The organism is Serratia proteamaculans, assembly GCF_004684015.1.
Classification (GTDB): Bacteria; Pseudomonadota; Gammaproteobacteria; order Enterobacterales; family Enterobacteriaceae; genus Serratia; species Serratia proteamaculans_F.
Genome location: NZ_SRIA01000010.1, coordinates 446,497 through 463,814, shown reverse-complemented (window position 1 = coordinate 463,814; position 17,318 = coordinate 446,497). Strand labels below are relative to the sequence as shown.

Sequence of the window (17,318 nt, the reverse complement as noted above, 5' to 3'; positions counted from 1 at the left end):
TTAACCGGTAATCCAGGGCAGCAGTTGTTTGGACGCATAGTCAAACGGCTGCCGCTCCAGTTTGCCGGTATGAATCAACCGCCCTACCGCTTCCCACACCACATACAACCAACGCCGCATCAGGAAGGACTCAGCTACCGGCGCACGTTGCAAATAATAACACAGCAACTGGCTCGGCATTCCCGCTTCACATAACCTGAATAGCTCATATTCACGCGGTGCCCACAACATCATTCCGGGGTTGAGCATCGCCAAGAGTTGATCGCTTTTCGGATCTTTCAACATACTGCGCAGCGACAAGTTACCGTGCACCAATACGCAAGGATCGTCGAAACCGACAAAAAAATGGGTCAATGCTTCACGCGTGCGGTACAACAAACGGCGGTCATCCATTGTCAGTAGCGGTGAGTTGAGATTACCCAAGGTTGACCATAACACTTCGACCCGCTGTTGATACCAACAAAACCAGTCGTTCTCCTGTGTGCTGTCTACCGTGCCCACGCAGCCATGACTGTCAATGCGGTGCCAGGCCAATACGCCATCGACAATCTGCTCCATCAGCGTATTCCAACGGTTCGGCGTGCGCGTCGGTGCCTCTACGGATACGCCACGCAAGCGCTCGATCAACAATATTTCTTTGTAGGGTGCCTGGTGGGTATAGACCACGCCATACACCGTCGGCAGGCGAATATCCCCTTCACGTGACAGCATCGACAGCTTGTAAGCCTCTTGTTGGGCAATGCCCTGGCAGACAAAGCTTTTCGCCATTAGCGGGATCGCGTGGCCCTGTTGGTCATACAGTGAATACATGTGGGCATAAGGTTGTTCGCTGACGCGTTCCAGTCGGCTGATGGACTCACCCAGCACAATACTCAGTTCGGCGCGTAACTGCTCCATAAGAAAATGGCCTCAAGAGGAAAGGAAGAGACGCTGACATCATCGAACGGGGAGCAGAAAAATTCTTCAACGCAGATCAACAAAATGGGGATATTAGGACGGGAAATCATATCGCCGACGCGTTGCGTGACGCGCCGGCGTTCAATGCTCAGCTTTTGATACTGTCGCGCACGCGCTGCAAATCTTCTGGCGTATCGACCCCCACGGTCGGCATTGCCTTGGCAACCGCCACGTGGATTTTTTCGCCGTACCACAGCACACGCAACTGTTCCAGCAGCTCAATTTGCTCCAGTTGGCTTGGTGCCCAGGTCACGTAACGGCGTACAAAACCGGCGCGATAGGCGTAAATACCTATATGACGCAACAGGCTGTCGCCGATGCTTTCTTTGGATTGGGCAAAACGTTCGCGATCCCATGGGATGGTGGCGCGTGAGAAATAGAGCGCATAACCCTGCGCATCCATCACCACTTTGACCGCATTCGGGTTAAAAGCCTCTTCTGCGCTTTCGATCGGCACCGCCAGGGTGGCCATTCCGGCCTGACTGCCCGCCAGATTTTCAGCCACCTGACGCACAATTACCGGTGGGATCAGTGGCTCATCCCCCTGAACGTTAACGATGATTTCATCATCAGCAAAACCATAATGCTCAATCACCTCGGCCAAACGCTCGGTACCGGAGTTGTGATCGGCCCGGGTCATGCAGACTTCACCGCCTGCCGCTTTGACCGCTTCGGCCACCGCCGGGTGATCGGTCGCCACGATAACACGGCTGGCACCCGACTCGCGGGCACGTTCCATTACGTGCACCACCATCGGCTTGCCGTGGATATCGGCCAGCGGTTTGCCCGGTAGACGGGTTGATGCATACCGGGCTGGAATAATAGCGATAAAACTCATGCGTGTTTCTCATCCAATGACAGCGCTCGCGCTTCATTTTCCAACAGCACGGGAATGCCATCACGCAACGGATAGGCCAGGCCGTCCACTTTGCAGACCAATTCCTGGTTTTCTTTATTGAAATAAAGCTTACCGGTGCAGACCGGGCAGGCGACGATTTCGAGTAAACGGTGATCCATGCTTCCTCCAGGGTGGAGATTTAACGTCAGGAAAGTGCGTGAGGATAGCATAACGCTATGCGCCAGGTTAATCACCGGCTGTGTTGTCGCTGCATTTTAATCTGTCAGAGGGATTGAATTGCCTCCGGCCCGGGCGTAGAATTTTGTGATTCAAGTCACAAAAATAATTTCTCATGATTAAACGTATTCATAAGATCATCGCCCTGTTTGCCAACTTCAGCAACTGAGGCCCCCCTTGTAACGAACGGCGCTGAACATTCGTTTTACCCAAGCCGACAACGCCGTTCGTTATTCCACTTGCCAACCAGTTCCCCACTCAAGGGCCAGCACCGCCGGAATATCCCCCAAAACAACCTGTGACGCACCGTGCCATTTTGCACTGCGGGTGATTGCCTGCCGAATATCCTGCACACGTTGCTTACCAAAGCGAACATTGGCCTGTGGGTGGAAACTGATGATTTCGAAAATACCCTGCCGACGATGCATTTTTGCATCGATGCGGCCAATCAACTCACCGCGTTGCAACACCGGCAGCGTAAAGTAACCATACTGCCGTTTTTCTTTCGGCGTGTAGCATTCCAACCGGTAATCAAAATTGAATAACTCCAACGCACGGCGGCGATCCCAAACCACCGGATCGAACGGAGAAAGCAAAGTGGTCACGCTGGATTTTAACGCTCCTTGTTCTGCCAGTAGCAACTCTGCCGCCAGCGAATGGTGCACGTAAAACTCCCCGTCCAAACCGTCGATCCGCACGGGCAGCACTTCGCCCTGCTGTTGTAACGACGTCAGTAGCGCTTTCGGTGCCACTCGCTTCAAACGGTAGTAATCTGCCAGCCATTCGGCTCTGAAGATCCCCAGGAAACGACAGCTGCGCCTTAGCATTTCCTGCCGTGCATCATCGACAGGTAATACATCCCGGCTATCATCCCAGTGAGGTAATAATCTTTCCGTCAGATCGTAAACGCGATGAAAATTGCGCCGTTCGGCTACCATCAATTTACCGGCGGTGAACAGGATTTCGAGATGGCGTTTTTCCGGCTTCCAATCCCACCAGCCACTGTTGCCCTTCTTCTCGGCGCTGAAATCCGCCGAACGCACCGGCCCAGCGCTTTCAATATGTTGCAACAGGGCATCTATTGCCGCCTGATGTTCCTGCATCCACTGTTCGGAATACTTCCACCCCATCCCTTGCGGCTGTAGCATTCGATGACGCAGCAAGCCAAAATCCTCTATGGGTAAAAAGCAGGCCTCGTGCGCCCAGTACTCAAACAGCCGGCGGCCAGCCAGTGCCTGTTCCAGCCATTCCGGCCGGTAATCGCCCAGGCGGCTGAACAGCACCAGATAGGGGCTGCGTGCGACCACGCTGATGGTATCGATTTGCAGTAACCCCATACGTGTAATGGCGGCAACCACGTCGTCGGGTTTGGCTTTGCGTTTCATCGGGGACAGCAGCCCCTGCGCGGCGAGGTGGATCGCACGAGCGGCAGCAAGAGAAATAACTGGGGTGTTCATCCTGACATCCGAAGTGATTGAGCAATCGCTTGATAATAGTGGATATCGGGGAATTTATCTTCGCCAGTGCTTGGGGTGGCGGCACCGGCACTGGCGAGGAAGGGGGTGGGTCAGAACGCGATAACGTCTGCCGCTGACAGCCCGTGGGAGCTGCGATAGATCGAGAACTCAACGTTCTGACCTTCGTTTAACGATTTATTTTTAGTATTGGCGATAGAACGACGGCTTACATAAATTTCGTCGCTTCCATCTACCGGTGAAATAAAACCATAGCCTGCAGCCTGATCAAACCATTTCACACGGCCCATTTGTAACACAGTATTTTTAAACATAACTTATATCCTTTTACTTGAGCATCCTTAACAACGTCATTTTTATTATTGTTGGACGCTACCAGCCCATCCTAAAGTTTTTCGTAACAAACCTCTCGTGAGCAAAAAATAAAAAACCCGCACTATGGCGGGCTTGTTGAACTTAATATCTTCCGCAATGAATCAGCGCAAACGCGTCATCATGGTTGTATTAAGATCTCTTTACGTTATTCCCTGTTTATTTACAGAGCAACAACGTTGGCGGCAGCCGGCCCGCGCGGGCTGTCTTCTACGGTGTACTCAACACGCTGGCCTTCAGCCAAAGTTTTGAAACCGTCGGTCGCGATTGCGGAGAAGTGTACGAATACATCTTTACCACCGTCGTTCTGTTCAATAAAACCAAAACCTTTGCTTTCATTGAACCACTTCACTTGACCCGTCTTCTTAGACATTACTTATTTACCTTTTAAATATATATACAAAACCTGCCATAAGGCAATTTTGGCCGTTCTTAGAAACATTACTTATGGGAGGTACTTAGAAGGTTCGTCTTTGAAGCGGAATCAGATGATAACGTTTTTGGAGGAACTGCTTAATTCTAAACTCGAACATAAATAGGTCTGTATCACAGGCCGACTTGCATTTACTCATAAATCTGTCTTTTGCACAAGAGGTTTATTGCCCTGTTTTTACCATTTCGCCATATTAATTTTTATGCCCATGATTATTAATGGATTAATTTATCTTTTTTTACGTAAATCTCTTAGAAGCATTGCCTTCTGGATGGCCGTATTTTCCGTAATTCCCTGCTCAAATGAGAGCTAACGCATAAAAATCTAATATGCTTGCCCAGGCTATAACAAAACCTAATCGACCTAGCTAAACTTGAGGTGAAAACAAGGCGAATGGCCTCTCAACCAGCACGTTTGCCGCCAAGAATGATATTTTTCAGATTATACTGAATAAAGGAGCTATGCGCATGACCGCCCAGCAGTTCGTCTCACCGAATGAAATCCGCGCCAGATTCTCCCATGCCATGTCAGATATGTACCAGAAAGAGGTACCTTTGTATGGCGATTTGCTCGAACTGGTGGCGGAAACCAACCGACAGGTCCTGCGCGAAGATGCCGCATTGGCGCATCAATTACAAATTACCGGCGAAGTCGAACGACTGGCCATGGAACGCCACGGGGCTATTCGGGTTGGCACCGCAGAGGAACTGTCCACCCTGCGACGGCTGTTTAACGTGATGGGCATGTCTCCGGTGGGCTATTACGATCTGGCCGTGGCCGGAGTTCCTGTTCACTCTACCGCATTTCGGGCAGAACATGAGGATGCGCTACAGATCAGCCCATTCCGGGTATTCACCTCTTTATTACGGCTGGAACTGATTGAAAACCCGGAACTGCGCGAACTGGCGCAACGCCTGTTGGCTCGTCGCCGTATCTTTACTGAACGGGCACTTGAACTGATCGCTTTGCAAGAAGCTCAGGGCGGACTGGACGACAGTCAGGCTGATGAGTTTGTCGAACAGGCACTGGAAACCTTCCGTTGGCACAGCCGGGCGACGGTTAGCGCGGCCGAATATCAGCAGTTGCACGACCAGCATCGTCTGATCGCCGACGTAGTGGCCTTTAAAGGCCCGCATATCAACCATCTGACGCCACGCACTCTCGATATTGACCGTGTCCAAATGGCCATGCCCAGCCGAGGGATCACCCCCAAAGCCGTGATTGAGGGCCCGCCGCCACGTCGTCGCCCTATTCTGCTGCGCCAGACCAGTTTCAAAGCACTGGAAGAAAACGTCGACTTTGTTGAACATGATGGTAGCGCCGTCGCCGGGCACCACACTGCGCGTTTCGGCGAGATAGAACAGCGCGGTGTCGCGCTGACAACCAAAGGCCGTGCACTCTACGATCGCCTGCTACAGGCTACCAACGATGCTTTGCAGGCACCGCCGAGCGAAAAAAATGCCGATATCTACAATCAGTTGCTGGCGGAAAATTTCCAGGCGTTTCCCGATGACTATGCCACCTTACGTGAGCAGCAGTTGGCCTGGTTTCGCTATTTTCCGACCGAGTGTGGTCTGGCGGCCAAGGAAACCCTGGATCAACACAGCACACTGGAACAGCTGATAGCTCAGGAATATATTCGCTTTCAGCCGCTGGTGTATGAGGATTTTCTGCCGGTCAGTGCCGCAGGCATTTTCCAATCGAATTTGGGCGACAGCGGGCACACGCAGTATAACGCAGCCTCAAGCAGGGCGGCATTTGAACTGGCACTGGGCGCAGAAGTGATCGATGAATTGGCGCTATATCAGCAAACGCAACAGCGTTCGATAGATGCCTGCGCGCAAGCTCTGGGGCTTCACGCGCTGGCGGTTTGATTTACTTTCTCAGCAGGGTTTCAATGCTGTGCAGCAGTTGCTCAGCCTGCTCGGGGGGAAGTACCGCATCAACCGGTAAATACCACCAGTTGGGCTGGGCAAAGGCGCGGCATTTAACCGCATCTTTCTCAGTCATCAACAACGTTTGCCCTGAAGAGACCAGTGCCGCCAATGGGCCATGCTGATATTCCTGATGATCGGCAAACGCCACTTCCTTTTCGACCTCTACACCCAATTTTTCTAACGTGGCGAAGAAACGCGGAGGATGGCCGATACCGGCCATGGCCACTACATGCGGCAGTTCGACTGCCGGCCGGCGCTCACCGCTGGCAACATTGACCGCGTCGCGCGCCTGCAATCGCATAGCGATTTCACCGGGCTGCGCCACTCCCCCATTGGCAATCAGGGCATCAACGCTGTTTAGCCGCGAAGCGCGTTCGCGCATTGGCCCTGCCGGCAACCACCACCCATTGCCAAAGCGGCGAACACCGTCGATCACCACCAGTTCAAAATCACGCTGCAGGGCGTAATGCTGCAGGCCGTCATCGGTAATCACCACGTCAAGTGGCTGCTGTTTAAGCAGTGCTTGTACCGCTTCAGAACGCTTTGGTGAAATTGCCACTGGCGCAGCGGTACGCTGATAAATCAGCACCGGCTCATCACCCGCCTGCTGGGTGGTCGTGCTCGCGTCAAGTAACAGCGGATAAGCCTCTGCTTTGCCACCATAACCACGAGAAACCACGCCCACTCGGTATCCGCGTTGCTGCAACTGCTCCACCAGCCAGATCACCATCGGGGTTTTGCCGTTGCCACCGGCAGTGAGATTCCCTACCACCACGACCGGTACCGGTGCGCGCCAGCTTTTACGCAGGCCGCAACGGTAGCTAAGCCGAATCAGGCCGCTGACCAGGCCATACAGCCAGGACAGCGGTAACAACAGCAAGTAAACCAGCGAACTGCCTGACCAGATGCGCTCGATCATTATTGACCAAACTGCATGCGGTGGAGTTGGGCATAAGCCCCCTGCTTTTCGATCAATACCGCATGTTCGCCACGTTCAACAATACGGCCATCCTCAACCACCAGGATTTCATCAGCCTTCTCAATGGTCGACAGACGGTGCGCAATCACCAGTGAAGTCCGGTTTTTCTGTAACTCATCCAGCGCCGCCTGAATAGCACGCTCCGATTCAGTGTCCAGTGCCGAGGTGGCTTCATCGAGGATCAGTATTGGGCAGTCGCGCAGCAAGGCGCGGGCAATAGCGATACGCTGGCGTTGACCACCGGACAGCATCACCCCGTTTTCACCGATCACCGTATCCAGGCCGTTCTCCATTTTTTCAATGAAGTCCATGGCATAAGCCATGCGCGCAGCCTTCTCGATCTCTTCGCGGCTATAGCGTTCTTCACGCGCGTAAGCGATGTTGTTGGCAATAGTGTCGTTAAACAAATGCACGTTTTGCGAAACCAGCGCGACCTGATCACGCAGCGATGCCAATGTGTACTCGCGCAAATCGTGACCATCCATCAGGATCTCGCCTTCCTGGACGTCATAAAAACGAGTCAGCAGATTGGCGATGGTTGACTTGCCCGAGCCGGAACGGCCCACCAGCGCCACCGTTTTACCTTCTGAAATACTCAGATTGATATCACGCAGCGCAGGGGTTTCTTTCCCTGGGTAGTAGAAAGTGACGTTACGGAATTCGATATCGCCCTTCGCTCGTGCGACTTCACGGGTACCGGTATCTTTTTCCTGTTCCATATCCAGGATGGAGAACAGGGTCTGACACGCCGCCATCCCACGCTGGAACTGGGCATTAACGTTGGTCAGTGATTTCAGCGGGCGCATCAGGGCGATCATCGAAGAGAACACCACGGTGATGGTACCGGCTGTCAGGGTAGCCATCACGCTCGGGAAGCTGGCGGCATAGAGAACGAAGGCCAGAGCCAGCGAAGCGATAAGCTGGATGATAGGGTCAGAGATCGAGGACGCAGAAACCAGTTTCATACCCTGCTGGCGCATGCGGTTGCTGACTGAATTGAAACGATCGGTTTCAACCTGCTGGCCGCCAAAAATCAGCACTTCCTTATGACCTTTAAGCATCTGCTCCGCGCTGGTCGTCACCTGCCCCATGGTGTTCTGCATGTTTTTGCTGATATTACGGAAGCGTTTGGAAACAATGCGGATAGCGATAGAGACAATCGGTGCCAGCACGATCAGGATCACCGACAACTGCCAGCTGTAGTAGAACATCATGGTGAACAGCGCGATGATCGACGCCCCTTCACGTACTACGGTCACCAGCGCGCTGGAGGAGGATGACGCTACCTGTTCGGAATCATAGGTGATGCGCGACAGCAAAGTGCCGGTAGACTGTTGATCAAAGAACGATACCGGCATTCTCATCATGTGGCCGAACAGCCGGCGGCGCATATGCATCACCACCATGCCGGATACCCATGAAATGCAGTAGCTGGAGACAAAGCCAGTCGCTCCACGTATCACCATCAGGCCAATAACTGCCAATGGCATCCACAGCAGGATACTGCTTTCCGTTTTCCCAAAACCGTCATCCAATAAAGGTTTAAGCAAAGACAACATAAAGGCGTCGCTGGCCGCGTTCAGTATCAACGCAATAGCCGCCACGATCAGCCCGGTCTTAAAAGGTGTGATCATCGGCCAGAGGCGACGGAAAGTCTGCCAGGTGGAGAGATCTTTATCATTCATCATGCAAATACCAGCATCGGAAGAAATAGCGGCCCATTTTACTCATTATCACCCTCTACGCCAAACCGCTGATGGTACCAACGGGGCATTAATTGTTCACGAAAGCCATTAATTTGCCAATCGTTGTCGAAAAAAAGTACGGATAACTGACCGGAGCGCGAAGTATCGTGCCAAATGATGTCATTTGCCAGATATCTGGCGACCACTTTAACCGCAGGTAATCGCCATTTATTGTAACGTGATGCCGAGGCTATTGCCGCCTTCGGCGCTACCGCACGTAAAAAAGGCGGGGTAGACGAGGTTTTACTGCCATGATGCGGAACCTGTAACACCGTAGCGCTTAATAAAGGACGTTGATATCTAACCAACTGTGCCTCTGTCCTTTTTTCTGCATCCCCCGTCAGCAACAAACTGTATTTCCCATCATCGATACGGATGACGCATGAATCATCATTTCCCGCCATTTTTACCGCCTCTGGCGGCCACAGTACTTGGAACTGAAGCGATTGCCATTGCCAGCGCTCTCCCGCCACGCAGGGTAAGTGGCCGGCATCAAGACGTGGACTCCTTACCGTCGCTTGTGGAAATGCACGCTGTATCTCTTCAAGACCACCGATATGATCCAGATGATCGTGGCTGATTATAATTTGTTCCACCGCTAATCCTCGCCAGTTAAGAAATGGCAAAACATTCCGCCCGGCAGCACTGCCGGTGCCCCAGCGAGGGCCGGTGTCATACAATATTGCCCGGCCGTTCTTTTCGACCACCATAGCCAGACCATGCCCAACGTCAAGCATGTCTACGCGCCAACGGTATGGCGGTTCTCTCTCACGCCACAGTACGCAACACAGCGCCAAAGTTACCAGCGCCGGCGCATAACGCAGCCACCAGTGGAAACGCCAAAAAAGCACCAGTAACCAACCGGCAATGCTGACAGCCAAGGATGCGGCACCAAGATCGACCCAACCGACTTGCAGATAGTGTAATGGGGCAAAAACCCCTGCCAACGTAAGATCCGCCAACCACCATAGTCCCGCACTCAATATCGGGAAAAGACCAACCACCACGGCCAGCAGGATCAGCGGCACCGTTATCAGTGAAACCAGAGGCACCGCCCAAAGATTGGCCGGAATGGCGCTAAGTGTCAGGCCATGAAACAATCCGGCCTGCATGGGCACCAGTAGCAACGTAATACCAAGCTGGATATGCAGCCAGCGCAATGGCGCCCAGTGCCATCCCGAACCAAAACGGGGGTTTAACGGCACCCATTCAAACCAGAAAATCAGGCAAAATACCGCGGTGGCCGATAGCCAGAAGCTGTCGGATAGTACCGCCAGAGGATCGCATACCAGAATCAAGCCAACGCACCACTGCCAAATTTGCCAGGATGAGCAATGGATGCCGCGTATGCGTAACAGCATCCACAATGTCAGCGCCAGACCCGTTCTTATCGCCGGTGGATGAGCGCCGGCCAACCAAACGTAGCCTAACGCGCCGAGCCAACTGACGATCAGCGGAAAGCGGTAGTCAATCAGCTTTGCCGGCAGAAAAAATTGCATCGCCCGCAGCAGCCCCCAAATCAAAATGGCCACCATCGCCACATGCAACCCAGAGATAGCCATCAGGTGAGCAATACCGGTTTTCAACATCAAGGTTCGTAACGCCGGTTCCAGCGCAGCCCTCTCACCAAATGCCAACGCGAGTAGCACCGCTTTAAAACGAAGAGTGCCAATATTGTTTTCGGCATAAGTGATAATCCGTTGCCGCCAACCGCAGTTTTGGTCCAGGAGGAGTGCGCTTTTCACCTGTGCCGTCAGTGGTTGACGCTGCGACATCGCCCAGCGCTGGCTGTCAAAGCCCCCTTCATTAAGATTGCCATGTATCGGCCGCAAGCGCAGTTGTAACTGCCAACGTTGCCCGGCACACAAGGGCCGGTCTTTGGGCTGCCAGAGGGTTGAGAAAGCGATGGAGGGCACCAGCCAGCGGCCATTGAGCCGTTCAATACGCATAACCGTCTGCTTTCGTGTCGCGCCAGCCAGTGCAATACTGCTAACCTGAACCACGGCGTTTACTACCGGGCCCTGGCTCAGACGATTGACTTGATTCACCAGGGTCCCGGCAGTGAATACCGCCCAAAGAAAGCCCAAAGTTCCCCAGGCCATAAACCGGCCTGCGCTGCCTCTCCCCCACAAGCAGAGGCAAAAGGGTAAGGTGACCAACAAGGCAATACGCGCATCGGGTAATTGCGGCATGAAAAGCAGCGGTAAAATACCGCAGATCCCCCCACTTACCGCCAAATCCAACGAGGTTTTGATAGGTACTCTCCCGATATAAGGCCGCTATCCAGGCAGCCAACATCACGGGATTGTTTACCTATCAACCAAAACTCGCCATTAACAATCTGAGGGTTCGCGAACGTCGCCGCACAATAGCGGCGGCCGTTGCCAGAGTGGAACATAGGTTGCGGCCTGGTACGCAGAAGCACCGGGAAAATTGGCCGAAAAAAGCAAAAAAAAACGGCGCCCTAAAGGCACCGTTTTATATTTCTTTACAAGCAACAACTCTATGGGCAGTCAGCGACTAGCCATAGATATTGGCGCGGTCACGCAGCTCTTTGCCTGGCTTGAAGTGAGGAACGTACTTGCCGTCCAACTCAACTTTATCACCAGTTTTCGGGTTGCGACCCACACGCGGAGCACGGTAGTGAAGAGAAAAACTGCCGAATCCGCGGATCTCAATGCGTTCCCCATCGGCTAGCGTAGCAGCCATATGTTCTAGCATCTCTTTCACTGCATCCTCAACGGCTTTCGCCGGTACATGAGATTGCTGGCCAGCAAGTCTTTCAATAAGTTCAGACTTGGTCATAGTTCCTCCAAGCTTTGCAGCTAAACTACCGTATCGGGGCGGTCAAAGACCGCCCCCCGTCATTACTCGCCTTTAGCCGCTTTGAAAGCTTCAGCCATTGCGTTAGAGAAGTTGCTTTCTTCTTGCTTGCTGCTGCTGTTAACAGTAGCGATTGCATCTTTCTCGTCAGCTTCGTCCTTAGCACGTACGGACAGGCTTACTACGCGGTTCTTACGGTCAACGCCGGTGAATTTAGCTTCAACGTCGTCACCCACATTCAGAACCAGAGTTGCATCTTCAATGCGGTCGCGAGAGGCTTCAGAAGCACGCAGGTAACCTTCTACGCCGCCTGCTAATTCAACTGTAGCACCTTTGGCGTCAACTGCAGTGACTTTACCAGTAACAATAGTACCTTTCTTGTTCATAGACAGGTAGTTATTGAACGGGTCTTCAGCCAGTTGCTTCACGCCCAGGGAGATACGCTCGCGCTCTGCGTCAACTTGCAGAACAACCGCTGCGATTTCGTCGCCTTTCTTGTATTCACGAACTGCTTCTTCGCCTGCAACGTTCCAGGAGATGTCAGACAGGTGAACCAGGCCGTCGATGCCGCCGTCCAGGCCGATGAAGATACCGAAGTCAGTGATAGACTTGATTTTACCTTCAACGCGGTCGCCCTTGTTGTGGGTTTCTGCAAACTGCTGCCATGGGTTGTTTTTGCACTGCTTCAGACCCAGGGAGATACGACGACGTTCTTCATCGATGTCCAGAACCATAACTTCCACTACATCGCCCACGTTAACAACTTTGGACGGATGGATGTTTTTGTTGGTCCAATCCATTTCAGAAACGTGTACCAGACCTTCAACGCCTTCTTCGATTTCTACGAAGCAGCCGTAATCAGTCAGGTTGGTTACACGACCAGTCAGCTTGGTGCCTTCTGGGTAACGTTTCGCGATAGCGACCCATGGATCTTCGCCCAGTTGCTTCAGGCCCAGGGAAACACGAGTACGCTCGCGGTCGAACTTCAGCACTTTAACAGTGATTTCGTCGCCAACGTTGACGATTTCGCTCGGATGCTTAACGCGTTTCCAAGCCATGTCAGTGATGTGCAGCAGGCCGTCTACGCCGCCCAGATCAACGAATGCACCGTAGTCAGTGAGGTTCTTAACGATACCTTTAACTTCCATGCCTTCCTGCAGGTTTTCCAGCAGTTGATCACGTTCTGCGCTGTTCTCGGATTCGATAACTGCACGGCGAGAAACTACAACGTTGTTGCGTTTCTGGTCCAGCTTGATGACTTTGAACTCAAGCTCTTTGCCTTCCAGGTGCAGAGTGTCACGTACTGGACGCACGTCAACCAGGGAGCCTGGCAGGAACGCACGAATACCATTCAGCTCTACAGTGAAGCCACCCTTAACTTTGCCGTTGATAACACCGACGACAGTTTCAGCTTCTTCGTAAGCTTTTTCCAGCGTGATCCAAGCTTCGTGACGCTTAGCTTTCTCACGGGACAGCAGAGTTTCACCGAAGCCATCTTCAACAGCGTCCAGCGCAACATCAACTTCGTCGCCTACCTGGATTTCCAGCTCGCCCTGTGCGTTTTTGAATTGCTCAGCCGGGATGGCAGACTCAGATTTCAGACCGGCGTCAACCAGTACTACGTCTTTGTCGATAGCAACTACAACGCCACGAACGATGGAACCCGGACGGGTTTCGATTGTTTTCAGGGATTCTTCAAAGAGTTGAGCGAAAGATTCAGTCATGTTTAATCTTCAGGGTTCTATAGTTTAACGTCCATTTAGCATCCCGCCGAATGGGGTTGTTTCACATACCCCGCCATTGGCTCCATGCCGACAGGGTTTAGGTTACAGGGGTAAAATTTTACCCGATATAGTTCGATACTACCATGACAAATATGACAAAAAGCCAATAACGTCGCCGTGCTTACTGCTGCGGCAACGCTAAAACTTCATGTGCATAAGTCAACGCACGCTGGATGACTTCGTCAATCGACATGCTGGTTGAATCCAGCACGAGGGCGTCAGAAGCAGGCACCAGTGGCGCGATAGGCCGATTACGGTCACGGTCGTCCCGTTCCTTTATCTCGGCTAAAAGACGTTCAAAGTTAACATTAAAGCCCTTTTCCTGCAACTGTAGCATGCGGCGGTGCGCACGCTCCTCAGAACTGGCGTCCAGGAAAATCTTGACCGGGGCATCAGGGAACACCACCGTGCCCATGTCGCGGCCATCGGCAATCAGGCCAGGGGCCTCACGAAATGCCCGCTGGCGGCGCAACAGGGCTTCACGCACGCGCGGGAAAGCCGCTGCCTGCGACGCGGTATTGCCGACGGTTTCAGTGCGGATTTCATTGCTGACATCCTCACCTTCCAAAATAACCTGCAGTTTGCCATCCTGGGCAATAAAGCGAACATCGAGATGTGCGGCCAGTGGAACCAGCGCCTCCTCAGACGTGATATCAACCTGATGATGCAACGCTGCTAATGCCAGCACGCGATAAATCGCGCCTGAGTCCAGCAAACGCCAACCAAGGGATTCGGCGAGCGCCTTGCACAAGGTGCCTTTGCCTGCGCCACTTGGTCCATCAACGGTTATCACCGGGGCTGTAGCCGTCATTTCTCTCTCCTTCAGGTAGAAAACCTCACAGGGACATAACCTGCCGCCAGCACAATGCGAAAGCATAATTAACAACGTCCCTGCCGCCCGCCCAATCGGGGCAGTCACGGTGGCGCATTATACGCTGCCAAACGACGAACTGTTACCCTGGAACTGTCTGGTTGTTGAAAATAAGCGTATGACCGCGCAAAAGTATAGCGGACGGCTCCAGGCTGCGGGCGTTAAAAACAATAAAGGCCCAGTCAAGGGCCTTAAAAGAAAGTATCTGACTGCGGATCACGCCATTTGACTGATGCGCGCCAGCTGTTCGAAGTAGTCCGGGAAAGTTTTCGCGGTACATTTCGGATCAAGAATGGTCACTGGCGTATCCGACAGTGCCACCAGCGAGAAGCACATGGCCATACGGTGATCGTTGTAGGTGCCGATATCGGCAAACTTCAGCTTGGCCGGCGGTACGACGTGAATATAGTCTTCACCTTCATCTACCTCAGCGCCCACTTTCCGCAACTCGGTCGCCATCGCAGCCAGGCGATCGGTCTCTTTCACTCGCCAGTTATAGATGTTGCGAATGGTCGTTGGGCCTTCAGCAAACAGGGCAGCGGTCGCAATGGTCATCGCCGCGTCAGGAATATGGTTCATATCCATGTCGATGCCGTGCAGTTCACCACGGCTGCATTCGATATAGTCATCGCCCCAGGTTATACGCGCGCCCATTTTCTCCAGCACATCGGCAAATTTGGTGTCGCCCTGAACGCTTTTCTTGCCGATGCCGGTTACGCGTACGGTGCCGCCCTTAATCGCGGCTGCCGCCAGGAAGTAAGAAGCGGAAGAAGCATCGCCCTCCACCAGGTAGTCGCCCGGCGAACGATAGGTTTGGCGGCCATTAATGTGGAACACGCGATAATTGTCGTGGCTAACCTCAACGCCGAAGGTACGCATCAGGTGCAGCGTGATATCAATGTACGGCTTGGAAACCAGTTCGCCCTTGATATGGATATTGGTGTCCTGTTCGGCCAGAGGAGCCGTCATCAACAATGCGGTCAGGAACTGGCTGGAGACGCTGCCGTCGACGGTGACATCGCCGCCGTGAAAACCACCGCGCAGGCGCAATGGCGGATAATCGGTCTGTTCCAGGTAATCAATCTGTGCACCGCCCTGACGCAGAGCATCGACCAAATGGCCGATTGGACGCTCTTTCATGCGTGGCTCACCGGTCAGCACCACATCGCTATTGCCCAGGCACAGAGCCGCAGCCAATGGACGCATCGCGGTACCGGCATTGCCGAGGAACAGTTCAAGCGGCTGACTGGCTACCAGCGGGCCGGCAACCCCTTCAACTTTACAGGTGGTGCGATCGTCTGACAGCTGATAGCTCACGCCCAGCGCCTGCAGCGCATTTAGCATATGACGCACATCGTCGCTGTCCAGCAGGTTGGTCAGCGTCGTCGTTCCCTCCGCCAGCGCAGCCAGCAGCAGAGCACGGTTGGATACGCTCTTGGAGCCGGGTAAGTTGACGGTGCCATTGACCAGGGCGACCGGTTGTAACGTCAGGGAATCCACCATGTGAACTAAAATCTCCAAAATCTGATAAACGAAACGGCCCCGGGAAAATGCCGGAGCCGCTTTAATTCAAAAAGGACAACAGCGAAGGCAGCCCGCTCAAGGCAGGCTACCCGGCTTAACCGTGACGACGTTCGAAGTCGGTCATAAAGTCGGTTAATGTCTTCACGCCGGCCAGCGGCATGGCATTGTAAATAGAAGCGCGCATACCGCCAACTACTCGGTGGCCTTTCAGCGCCTGCAAGCCAATGGCTTCGGCTTCGCTGAGAAACACCTTGTCCAGCGCGGGATCCGCCAACTGGAAGGGTACGTTCATCCAGGAACGGTTGGCCAGCGCCACCCGGCTGCGATAGAAATCGGAGTTATCGATAGTCGCATACAACAGCTCGGCCTTGGCCTGATTGCGTTTGTGCATCTCTACCAGGCCGCCCTGCTCTTTCAGCCATTTGAACACCAGGCCGGACAGATACCAGGCAAAGGTCGGCGGCGTGTTGAACATCGAGTCGTTTTCGGCCAGCACGGTGTAATCTAGGATCGACGGCACTTCGCGGCGTGCCTTGCCCAGCAGATCTTCACGTACGATCACCAGCGTCAGGCCGGCCGGGCCAATGTTTTTCTGTGCGCCGGCATAAATCACGCCAAAGCGACTAACGTCGAGCGGGCCGGAAAGAATGGTCGAGGAGTAATCGCCGATCACCACTTTATCGCCGAAATCCGGTACTTCATCGATAGCCACGCCGTCGATGGTTTCATTCGGACAGTAGTGCACGTAGGCCGCGTCGTCGTTCAACTGCCACTCTTTCATCGGTTTGATGCCGAGCAGACCGTCAACGGAAGTTTTCACGTCGATAGTGTTTGGCGTGCAGTATTTTTTCGCTTCGGTGATGGCGCTGTGTGCCCAGTAGCCGCCGTCGATATAGTCCGCGGTGGTTTTATCACCCAGCAGGTTCAGCGGCAGCGCGGCAAACTGTGCGCGGGCCCCGCCATGGCAGAACAGGACTTTATAATTGGAGGGGATTTTCAGCAGATCGCGCAGGTCCTGTTCGGACTGCTGAGCAACTTCGATAAACTCTTTACTGCGGTGGCTGATTTCCATCACCGAGGTGCCAAGACCGTGCCAGTTGCACAACTCCTGTTCCGCACGACGCAAAACTTCAACCGGCAGCATGGCCGGACCAGAGCTAAAATTATAAACCTGAGTCATTTCCCCTCACCACATTCACTATTCGCCAATGAAACTGGCCTACCGAAATACGCCCGAACTAACCCATCGGTTTTATCACTCGCGCCCCCTGCCTGCAATGGTTATTCGCCCGACACCGGAAAACGCGTTATCCCGGCAATAACAGGCTCTGCCAAATCACCGG

General features: G+C 53.4%; 15 protein-coding genes. 1 reads left to right on the top strand and 14 read right to left on the bottom strand.

The features are described from left to right. From E5C26_RS08780 to cspE, 6 genes are all read right to left on the bottom strand, one after another. On the bottom strand, positions 1-897 hold the full coding sequence (locus tag E5C26_RS08780) for a YcbJ family phosphotransferase (RefSeq protein ID WP_135315935.1): 897 nt from the start codon (positions 895-897) through the stop codon (positions 1-3). Positions 898-1,045: 148 nt separating this feature from the next. Continuing rightward, on the bottom strand, positions 1,046-1,795 hold the full coding sequence (gene kdsB, locus E5C26_RS08775) for a 3-deoxy-manno-octulosonate cytidylyltransferase (protein ID WP_135315934.1): 750 nt from the start codon (positions 1,793-1,795) through the stop codon (positions 1,046-1,048). Further along, on the bottom strand, positions 1,792-1,974 hold the full coding sequence (locus E5C26_RS08770; protein WP_012006145.1) for a Trm112 family protein: 183 nt from the start codon (positions 1,972-1,974) through the stop codon (positions 1,792-1,794). The genes kdsB and E5C26_RS08770 overlap by 4 nt, the downstream gene beginning before the upstream one ends. 288 nt (positions 1,975-2,262) lie before the next feature. Then, positions 2,263-3,489, bottom strand: coding sequence for a winged helix-turn-helix domain-containing protein (locus E5C26_RS08765; protein ID WP_135315933.1), 1,227 nt, complete (start codon positions 3,487-3,489; stop codon positions 2,263-2,265). Positions 3,490-3,599: 110 nt separating this feature from the next. Next, positions 3,600-3,821: a cold-shock protein gene (locus E5C26_RS08760; RefSeq protein ID WP_006320799.1), complete on the bottom strand. Its 222-nt coding sequence runs from the start codon at positions 3,819-3,821 to the stop codon at positions 3,600-3,602. A gap of 221 nt (positions 3,822-4,042) precedes the next feature. Next, positions 4,043-4,252: a transcription antiterminator/RNA stability regulator CspE gene (cspE, locus tag E5C26_RS08755; protein WP_004717375.1), complete on the bottom strand. Its 210-nt coding sequence runs from the start codon at positions 4,250-4,252 to the stop codon at positions 4,043-4,045. A gap of 527 nt (positions 4,253-4,779) precedes the next feature. On the opposite strand from cspE, the gene hglS reads away from it, so the two are divergent. After that, positions 4,780-6,186 carry a 2-oxoadipate dioxygenase/decarboxylase HglS gene (gene hglS / locus E5C26_RS08750; protein ID WP_135315932.1) on the top strand — a complete coding sequence of 469 codons (1,407 nt, stop codon included), beginning with the start codon at positions 4,780-4,782 and terminating at the stop codon, positions 6,184-6,186. A 1-nt stretch (position 6,187) separates the two neighbouring features. On the opposite strand, the gene lpxK is transcribed toward hglS, so the two are convergent. The 8 genes from lpxK to serC form a co-directional block, all read right to left on the bottom strand. Beyond that, positions 6,188-7,168 carry a tetraacyldisaccharide 4'-kinase gene (gene lpxK / locus E5C26_RS08745; protein WP_135315931.1) on the bottom strand — a complete coding sequence of 327 codons (981 nt, stop codon included), beginning with the start codon at positions 7,166-7,168 and terminating at the stop codon, positions 6,188-6,190. Beyond that, the gene (msbA, locus tag E5C26_RS08740; protein WP_135315930.1) at positions 7,168-8,916 is read right to left on the bottom strand and encodes a lipid A ABC transporter ATP-binding protein/permease MsbA; all 1,749 of its coding nucleotides are present in this window, start codon (positions 8,914-8,916) and stop codon (positions 7,168-7,170) included. The genes lpxK and msbA overlap by 1 nt, the downstream gene beginning before the upstream one ends. Before the next feature lie 35 nt (positions 8,917-8,951). After that, entirely contained in the window at positions 8,952-11,216 is a 2,265-nt protein-coding gene (locus tag E5C26_RS08735) for a ComEC family protein (protein ID WP_206194247.1), read from the bottom strand. A 277-nt stretch (positions 11,217-11,493) separates the two neighbouring features. Beyond that, entirely contained in the window at positions 11,494-11,778 is a 285-nt protein-coding gene (gene ihfB / locus E5C26_RS08730) for an integration host factor subunit beta (RefSeq protein ID WP_004942652.1), read from the bottom strand. A gap of 62 nt (positions 11,779-11,840) precedes the next feature. Then, the gene (gene rpsA, locus E5C26_RS08725) at positions 11,841-13,520 is read right to left on the bottom strand and encodes a 30S ribosomal protein S1 (RefSeq protein WP_012006139.1); all 1,680 of its coding nucleotides are present in this window, start codon (positions 13,518-13,520) and stop codon (positions 11,841-11,843) included. A 181-nt stretch (positions 13,521-13,701) separates the two neighbouring features. Further along, positions 13,702-14,391: a (d)CMP kinase gene (gene cmk, locus E5C26_RS08720; protein ID WP_012006138.1), complete on the bottom strand. Its 690-nt coding sequence runs from the start codon at positions 14,389-14,391 to the stop codon at positions 13,702-13,704. A gap of 276 nt (positions 14,392-14,667) precedes the next feature. Next, positions 14,668-15,954 (bottom strand): 3-phosphoshikimate 1-carboxyvinyltransferase, encoded by a 1,287-nt coding sequence (gene aroA / locus E5C26_RS08715; protein ID WP_135315928.1) that lies wholly within the window; start codon positions 15,952-15,954, stop codon positions 14,668-14,670. 115 nt (positions 15,955-16,069) lie between these two features. Then, positions 16,070-17,155 (bottom strand): 3-phosphoserine/phosphohydroxythreonine transaminase, encoded by a 1,086-nt coding sequence (serC, locus tag E5C26_RS08710; RefSeq protein WP_135315927.1) that lies wholly within the window; start codon positions 17,153-17,155, stop codon positions 16,070-16,072. Positions 17,156-17,318: the final 163 nt, after the last annotated feature.

What these genes read in the sequence shown, in the direction of transcription:
- E5C26_RS08780 (WP_135315935.1), bottom strand. Translation starts at nt 897, where the DNA reads ATGGAGCAGTTACGCGCCGAACTGAGTATTGTGCTGGGTGAGTCCATC.
- kdsB (WP_135315934.1), bottom strand. Translation starts at nt 1,795, where the DNA reads ATGAGTTTTATCGCTATTATTCCAGCCCGGTATGCATCAACCCGTCTA.
- E5C26_RS08770 (WP_012006145.1), bottom strand. Translation starts at nt 1,974, where the DNA reads ATGGATCACCGTTTACTCGAAATCGTCGCCTGCCCGGTCTGCACCGGT.
- E5C26_RS08765 (WP_135315933.1), bottom strand. Translation starts at nt 3,489, where the DNA reads ATGAACACCCCAGTTATTTCTCTTGCTGCCGCTCGTGCGATCCACCTC.
- E5C26_RS08760 (WP_006320799.1), bottom strand. Translation starts at nt 3,821, where the DNA reads ATGTTTAAAAATACTGTGTTACAAATGGGCCGTGTGAAATGGTTTGAT.
- cspE (WP_004717375.1), bottom strand. Translation starts at nt 4,252, where the DNA reads ATGTCTAAGAAGACGGGTCAAGTGAAGTGGTTCAATGAAAGCAAAGGT.
- hglS (WP_135315932.1), top strand. Translation starts at nt 4,780, where the DNA reads ATGACCGCCCAGCAGTTCGTCTCACCGAATGAAATCCGCGCCAGATTC.
- lpxK (WP_135315931.1), bottom strand. Translation starts at nt 7,168, where the DNA reads ATGATCGAGCGCATCTGGTCAGGCAGTTCGCTGGTTTACTTGCTGTTG.
- msbA (WP_135315930.1), bottom strand. Translation starts at nt 8,916, where the DNA reads ATGATGAATGATAAAGATCTCTCCACCTGGCAGACTTTCCGTCGCCTC.
- ihfB (WP_004942652.1), bottom strand. Translation starts at nt 11,778, where the DNA reads ATGACCAAGTCTGAACTTATTGAAAGACTTGCTGGCCAGCAATCTCAT.
- rpsA (WP_012006139.1), bottom strand. Translation starts at nt 13,520, where the DNA reads ATGACTGAATCTTTCGCTCAACTCTTTGAAGAATCCCTGAAAACAATC.
- cmk (WP_012006138.1), bottom strand. Translation starts at nt 14,391, where the DNA reads ATGACGGCTACAGCCCCGGTGATAACCGTTGATGGACCAAGTGGCGCA.
- aroA (WP_135315928.1), bottom strand. Translation starts at nt 15,954, where the DNA reads ATGGTGGATTCCCTGACGTTACAACCGGTCGCCCTGGTCAATGGCACC.
- serC (WP_135315927.1), bottom strand. Translation starts at nt 17,155, where the DNA reads ATGACTCAGGTTTATAATTTTAGCTCTGGTCCGGCCATGCTGCCGGTT.